The sequence below is a fragment of the Microbacterium sp. SSM24 genome (genome assembly GCF_025989145.1).
Lineage (GTDB): Bacteria > Actinomycetota > Actinomycetes > Actinomycetales > Microbacteriaceae > Microbacterium.
The window spans coordinates 797,571-804,331 of the sequence record NZ_JAPDNQ010000002.1; the positions used below are offsets into that span (position 1 = coordinate 797,571).

6 protein-coding genes and 1 rRNA gene are annotated in these 6,761 nt (G+C 71.3%); all 7 read right to left on the minus strand.

All coding sequences use genetic code 11. The features are described 5' to 3' along the window. Positions 1–46 precede the first annotated feature (46 nt). Positions 47–1,735, minus strand: a complete 1,689-nt coding sequence (gene recN, locus OL358_RS15775; RefSeq protein WP_264711005.1) for a DNA repair protein RecN — start codon at positions 1,733–1,735, stop codon at positions 47–49. After that, entirely contained in the window at positions 1,732–2,676 is a 945-nt protein-coding gene (locus OL358_RS15780; protein WP_264711006.1) for an NAD kinase, read from the minus strand. Before OL358_RS15780 ends, recN begins: the two co-directional genes overlap by 4 nt. Beyond that, the gene (locus OL358_RS15785; protein WP_264711007.1) at positions 2,676–3,473 is read right to left on the minus strand and encodes a TlyA family RNA methyltransferase; all 798 of its coding nucleotides are present in this window, start codon (positions 3,471–3,473) and stop codon (positions 2,676–2,678) included. Before OL358_RS15785 ends, OL358_RS15780 begins: the two co-directional genes overlap by 1 nt. Continuing rightward, positions 3,470–3,646 (minus strand): hypothetical protein, encoded by a 177-nt coding sequence (locus OL358_RS15790; protein ID WP_264711008.1) that lies wholly within the window; start codon positions 3,644–3,646, stop codon positions 3,470–3,472. The genes OL358_RS15785 and OL358_RS15790 overlap by 4 nt, the downstream gene beginning before the upstream one ends. Positions 3,647–3,686: 40 nt before the next feature. Then, entirely contained in the window at positions 3,687–4,724 is a 1,038-nt protein-coding gene (locus OL358_RS15795) for an HAD-IIA family hydrolase (RefSeq protein WP_264711009.1), read from the minus strand. Further along, a complete protein-coding gene (locus OL358_RS15800) occupies positions 4,724–6,595 on the minus strand; it encodes a primosomal protein (RefSeq protein ID WP_264711010.1) in 1,872 nt (623 codons plus the stop codon). The genes OL358_RS15795 and OL358_RS15800 overlap by 1 nt, the downstream gene beginning before the upstream one ends. A gap of 89 nt (positions 6,596–6,684) precedes the next feature. Continuing rightward, a 5S ribosomal RNA gene (rrf, locus tag OL358_RS15805) occupies positions 6,685–6,761 on the minus strand; the annotation flags it as partial.

Genomic DNA, 6,761 nt, shown 5'->3' on the forward strand with positions numbered 1-6,761 from the left:
CGGCGTGGCTCGGGCGATCGCGTCGCTCGTCGGCAGCGCGGGCGGGTCATACAACCTCGGTCCGCAGCCCGAGGAGCTCGCGCGCATGGGTGAGCGCGGCATCCGAATCCGGCATGCCCGACAGCAGCCGGGCCACCTCTGCCTCGCGGTCGGCTCCGTCGAGGCGGCGGACATCGGATGCCGTCACCGACCCGTCGACCGCCTTCACGACCGTCAGGTGATTGGTGGCGAACGCCGCGACCTGCGCCAGGTGGGTGACGGCGATGACCTGCGAAGACTGCGCCAAGCGTGCGAGCCGGCGCCCGACCTCGATCGCCGCCGCTCCCCCGATCCCGGCATCGACCTCGTCGAACACGAACGTCGGGACCGGATCCGCCGCCGCGATGACGACTTCGATCGCGAGCATGACCCGACTGAGCTCGCCGCCGGATGCACCGCGGGACACGGGTCGCGGGTCCGCGCCCGGATGCGGAGCCAGCAGGATCGCGACGTCATCACGTCCCGAGACGGACTCCGCGCCCGGCGACACCGCCACGGACAGGCGGGCGTCGGGCATCGCGAGTGCTCGCAGTTCGGCCGTGACAGCGGCGCCGAGCCGTTCGGCAGCGTCGGTGCGCGCGTCGGTGAGAACGGCGGCTGCGGCGTCGACGGCGGATGCTGCGGCATCCCGCTCGGCGGTCAGCCGCTCGACGCGATCGGTGTCGTCGTCGAGTTCGGCGAGGCGCGCGGAGCCGGTGTCGAGAAGCTCGATCGCGGCGTCGAGCGTGCCGTGCGCACGCACGAGCGCCGAGAGCACGGCGCGACGCTCTTCGACCGCGGCGAGCTCGTGCGGCCCGGTCTCGTCGAGATCGGCGAGGTACCCGGCCAGGGCCGCGGCGACGTCGGAGGTGCGATAGCCGAGTTCGGCGACCTGTCCGGCGAGCTCTTCGAGCGCCGGATCGACGGCGCGCTCGAGAGCCCGTCGGGCTTCGGCCAGGAGCGATGCCGCGTCCGGCTCGCCCTCGCCGGACAGTGCGTCATGGGCCGTCGCTGCCGCGATACGGAGCTCTTCCGCGTTGGCGAGCCGCTCGGCGCGCACCATGAGCTCGGCATCCTCGCCGGGCTGTGGAGCGGCCTGCTCGATCTCGGCGACCTGCGCGCGCAGTTCGTCCGCCTCGCGGGCACGGGCCTCGCCGTCGTCGGTGATGGCCGTCAGTTCGCGGTCGGCGGTCCGCCAACGTTCGTACGCCTCGCGGTACGTCGCCAGCGCGCCCTGCACGGCGACGCCCCCGAAGCGGTCGAGCGCATCGCGTTGGGCGACAGCGCTCCGCAGCCGCAGCTGGTCGGACTGGCCGTGCACGACGACGAGCTCGTCAGCGAGGTCGGCGAGCACGCCGGCCGGAGCGGTCCTGCCGCCGACCGAGGCCCGGCCGCGCCCTTCGCTCGAGATCGATCGCCCGACGAAGAGCTCGGCGCGCCCGTCGCCGAGCGGCTCGAGGTCTCCTCCGGCGTCGCGGACACGATCGGCGACCGCCCCCGACTCGGGCACGATCCACACCCCGTCGACCGTCGCATGCGTCGCTCCCGATCGCACGGCGCCGGAGTCGGCCCGCTGTCCGAGGAGGAGCCCGAGCCCCGTCACGACCATCGTCTTCCCCGCGCCCGTCTCACCGGTGATCGCGGTGAACCCGGGCCCGATGGGCAGGGTCGCCTCCGCGATCACCCCGAGGTCGCGCAGGCGCATCTCCTCGATCACGGCGTGGGTCCCGTGATCGCGGCGGGTCCTCGCCAGCCTTCGACCGGCAGCCGGAACTTTCGCACGAGCCGGTCGGTGAACCGCGCCGGATGCAGTCGCGCGAGCCGCACCGGGTTCTCGGAGCGTCGCACGACCACGCGGGCGCCGGGCGGCAGGTCGTGGGAGCGGCGTCCGTCGCACCACAGGATCCCGACGCCGTTGGTGCGCTCGAGCACCTCGATCGCCACGGCATGCTGGGGACCGACGACGAGCGGCTTCGCGAAGAGGGCGTGGGCCGACAGCGGCACGACGGAGATCGCCTCGACGGTCGGCCAGATCACGGGTCCGCCGGCGGAGAAGTTGTAGGCCGTCGATCCCGTGGGGGTGGACACGACGACCCCGTCGCACCCGAAGGTGGACAGCGGGCGTCCGTCGACCTCGATCACGACCTCGAGCATGCGTTCGCGGCTGGCCTTCTCGACCGTGGCCTCGTTGAGCGCCCAGGTCTCGTAGATGACGGAGTCCGCGGCATCCTTCACCCGCACCGCCAGCGCGAGGCGCTCCTCGACCTCGTAGTCGCGGGCGATGACGCGCCTCACCGCGTCGTCCATGTCATCGCGCTCGATCTCGGCGAGAAAGCCGACGTGGCCCATGTTGATGCCGAGGACCGGCGCCGTCCCCTCGCGGACGAGCTCGGCGGCCCGGAGGATCGTGCCGTCTCCGCCGAGCACGATCGCCAGCTCGACATCGGCCACCGGGACGTCGTCTCCGAGCACCGCGACCTCGCCTAACGACGGGATCACGGCCGAGAGCTCGGCTCGGTCGTCTGCGGCGAGGACCGGGCGCGCGCCCGCCGCACGCAGCGCCGCCACGACCCGCTCGGCGGCGAACACGGTGTCGTCGCGATGGGCGTGCGCGACGACGAGGATGTCGCGCACGGTGCGTGCGTCGTTGTCGGTCATCAGACCCCCGCCAGTCGGTTCACGGTGCTCAACCATTCTGTCGGATTGCTCCCACGTCCCGGCGCGAGGTGCGCGATGTACTCGGAATTGCCGTGCGTTCCCACGATCGGGGACGACACGACGCCACAGGTGCCGAGCCCGGCATCCCAGGCCGACCAGAGCACGCCGGCCACGGCATCCGCCCGCAGCGCGGGATTCGTGACCAGGCCGCCCTTCACCGCCGTGCGGCCGACCTCGAACTGCGGCTTCACGAGCAGCACCAGGTCGCCTTCGTCGGCGACCACTGCTCGAGCGGCCGGCAGCACGTGCGCGAGGGAGATGAACGACAGATCGCCGGTGACCACTGACGGCGGCGCATCGACGCCGCTCACCTCGGCAAGGGACTGCGCAGTCATGTGACGCACGTTGTACCCCTCGATCGAGACCACTCCGGGGTCGGAGGCGACGGATGCCGCGAGCTGCCCGTGCCCGACATCCACCGCGATCACCGGCTCAGCGCCCCGCTCCCGCAGCACCTGGGTGAACCCGCCGGTCGAGGCGCCCATGTCGAGCGCGACGCGACCCGCGACGGCGATGCCGAAGGCGTCCAGGCCGGCGATGAGCTTGTGCGCGGCGCGGCTGACGTAGTGATCGACACCGGCGACCTCGATCGACGCGGAGTCGCCGACGGGTGTCGACGCCTTCACGACCGGCCGTCCGTCGACGGTCACGAGGCCGTCGGCAATGAGGGTCGCCGCGTGGGTTCGCGATCGTGCGAGCCCCCGGGCAGCCAGCGCGGCATCGAGCCGCGACGTCATGACGCGGACGAGGCGCCGGGCGTGGCTTCGAGCCGCCGCGCCAGCGTGTCGTGGAGGGCGTCGTACGCGTCGGCACGGGTCGGCAGCGGCTGCGCCTCGATCACCTCGAGCGTGGACAGCAGGTCGCCGGGGTCGGTCTCGCGGGCGGACGCGTGCTCGTCGGGCTGCACCATTCCCCAAGGATACGGCGAACCACCCGCGTCGCCGTGCGACTCAGGGGCGGTGGAAGGGATCCGCGTAGAGCTGCTCGGGAACTCGGAACCCGAAGATCGCCCGCCCGGTCGACCAGATCGCGGCCGCGCCTGCGCGCAGCAGGTCGATCGGCCGGTCGCCCTCCGACACGATCCGCACGTCCGGTCCCTCGATCCGCACCACGGCGCCTCGCACCGTGGCGACGTCGCCCTCGATCTTCACCTCGGGATACGGCTCGTGGAGTTCGCGCAGGTCGCCGAGAATGAACGTCGGCTGCGACCCCTGGGGTGCCGCGAGGACGTGCTTGGGCCGGTCGATTCCGGTGAGCACCAGCGCCGAGTCGATTCCGGCCCGGTTGGCGCCGAGAATGTCGGTGTCGAGGCGGTCGCCGAGGAAGAGCGGATGCTGCGCCCCGAACCGGGCGACGGCCTCCTCGAAGATCGGCACCTCGGGTTTGCCGGCGACCGTCGCCAGACGGCCGATCGCGGTGTGCACGGCGGACACGAGCGTGCCGTTGCCCGGCGCGACACCGCGAGCCTGCGGAATCGTCCAGTCGGTGTTGGTGGCGATCCAGGGGATGCCGCCCTCCTCCTCGGGCACCTTCAGCGCGAACGCGGCCTCAGCCAGTTGCGTCCAGCCGACCTCGGGCGCGAAGCCCTGCACGACGGCCGCGGGGGCGTCGTCCGCGGATCGCGTCACCACGAATCCGGCCTTGTTCACCTCATCGACGAGGCCGTCGCCGCCGACGACGAGAATCGTCGATCCCGGCGCCACACGCTGCGTGAGGAGGCGCATCGCGGCCTGAGGGCTCGTGACGACCTCGTCCGGTCGGGTGGAGAGACCCAGTTCGGACAGATGCGCCGCGACCGAGGCATCCGTCCTCGAAGCGTTGTTCGTGATGTATCCGAGGGTGCGGCCGTCACGCGCGCGAGTGAGGCTCTCGACCGCATGCGGCAGCGCGCCCGCGCCCGCGTAGACCACGCCGTCGAGATCGGCCAGCACGACATCCACGCCGTCGAGCGGACGGGCCGGCTGCGACGGGCGACCGAACAGCGGCATCAGCGGTCGGTGCCTTCGCCGTCGGGGGCTTCATCGGCAGGCTCCGCATCGGGTGCTTCGTCGACGCCGGCCTCGATGAGGATCTCGGCCACCTCGTCCTCGATGGAAACAGCCGCGGATGCCTCATCCCCGGCCTGGGGCAGGAAGATCCCAGCGTCCGGCGCGGTGTCGGCGTCGGCTTCGGCGTCGGCGTCGGCTTCCGTATCGGTGTCGGTGTCGGCGTCGGCTTCGGCGTCGGCGTCGGCTTCCGTATCGGTGTCGGCGTCGGCGTCGGCGTCGGCGTCGGCGTCGGCGTCGGCGTCGGCGTCGGCGTCGGCGTCGGCGACTGTGTCAGCTTCCGTGTCGGCGTCGGCGTCGGCGTCGGCGACGGAGTTCTCGAGTGCTCCGCTGTCGATGTCGTCGTCCTCGATCTCGATGATCTCGTCGATGAAGACGGTCTCGAGGTCGCCGGCTCCGCTGGCCGCGTCGATCGCCTCGGCCGCGACCTGCGCGCGCTCTTCCCAACGCTCGGCCTCTTCGGTCCGACCGAGTTCCTCGAGCACGGTGGCGCGGGCGGAGAAGAGCGCCGGGCTCCACTCGAAGGCGCGGTCGGGATCGAGTTCGGGGATGTCGAGTTCCTGGAGTGCACGCTCGGGTTCACCCAAGTCGAGACGAGCACCGGACATCGCGATGGCCAGGCCGACGCGGACCTCGGTCGGCAGCGCGGCGCGATCGACGCCGCGGCCGACTTCGAGCGCGCGATCGGGGCGGCCGACGCCGCGCTCGCTGTCCACCATCAGGGCGATCTGGTCATCCTTGCCCGAGATGCGGCGGTAGGTGCGCAATTCGCGAAGAGCGAGGGCATAGTCCCCCGTCGCGTACGCCGTGATCGCGAGCGTCTCACGGACGATCGCGATACGACCGGCGCGGCGTGAGGCGGAGAGCGCGTGCTGATGGGCGAGTTCAGGGTCGTCGTCGATCAGCTCGGACGCCATGACGAGGTGCCGGGCGACCTGCTCGGCATTCTCTTTGCTGAGCGTCTTGAGCTCGTTGCGCGCGCTGGGGTGCAGGTCCTGCGGCATCACCTCGTCGGGGATGACGGGATCGTCGTGGCGGGGCCGGACGGAACGGATCTCCTCCGGACGCGTCGCGCGGTCGGGGCGATCGGCACCGCCCCGCGTCGGACGATCGGGACGCCCCGAGCGCTGCGAACCGCGATCACCTTCGCGTCGCTCATAGGGACGGCGCTCACCATCACGGGGCGGATACGACTTACGGTCACCATCGCGCTTCTCGTACGGCTTCCGGTCGCCATCGCGCTTCTCGTACGGCTTACGATCACCGTCACGCTTCTCGTACGGTTTGCGGTTACCGTCGCGCGGCGGGTAGGACCTACGCTCGCCATCACGCGGCGGGTACGACCTACGCTCGCCATCGCGCTTCTCGTACGGCTTACGATCACCGTCACGCTTCTCGTACGGTTTGCGGTTACCGTCGCGCGGCGGGTACGACTTACGCTCACCATCACGCGGCGGGTACGACTTACGCTCACCGTCGCGCGGCGGGTACGACTTACGCTCACCGTCGCGCGGCGGGTACGACTTACGCTCACCATCACGCGGCGGGTACGACTTACGCTCACCATCACGCGGCGGGTACGACTTACGCTCACCATCACGCGGCGGGTACGACTTACGCTCACCGTCGCGCTTCTCATACGGCTTGCGATCATTCCGGCCGCGGTCATCGCGGGACCCGGAGGGCGCGCCATCGCGACCGCGCGACTGCTGGGGTGCGCGCGAACCGGCATCGCGGGCTCGAGGGGGCCGGCCGTCCGTGTGCCCACGCGTCGCGCGGTCTGCTGCGTCGTCGCTCGGCTCGTGCTCGGCCATGTCTCGGTTCCTTCCGATGCGCATATTCAGTGTGTGGGGGTTAACGCGAAATGGCCACCCGTCGTTGGGTGGCCATTTCGGTAATGGAAGTCCGGCGGTGTCCTACTCTCCCACAGGGTCCCCCCTGCAGTACCATCGGCGCTGAGAGGCTTAGCTTCCGGGTTCG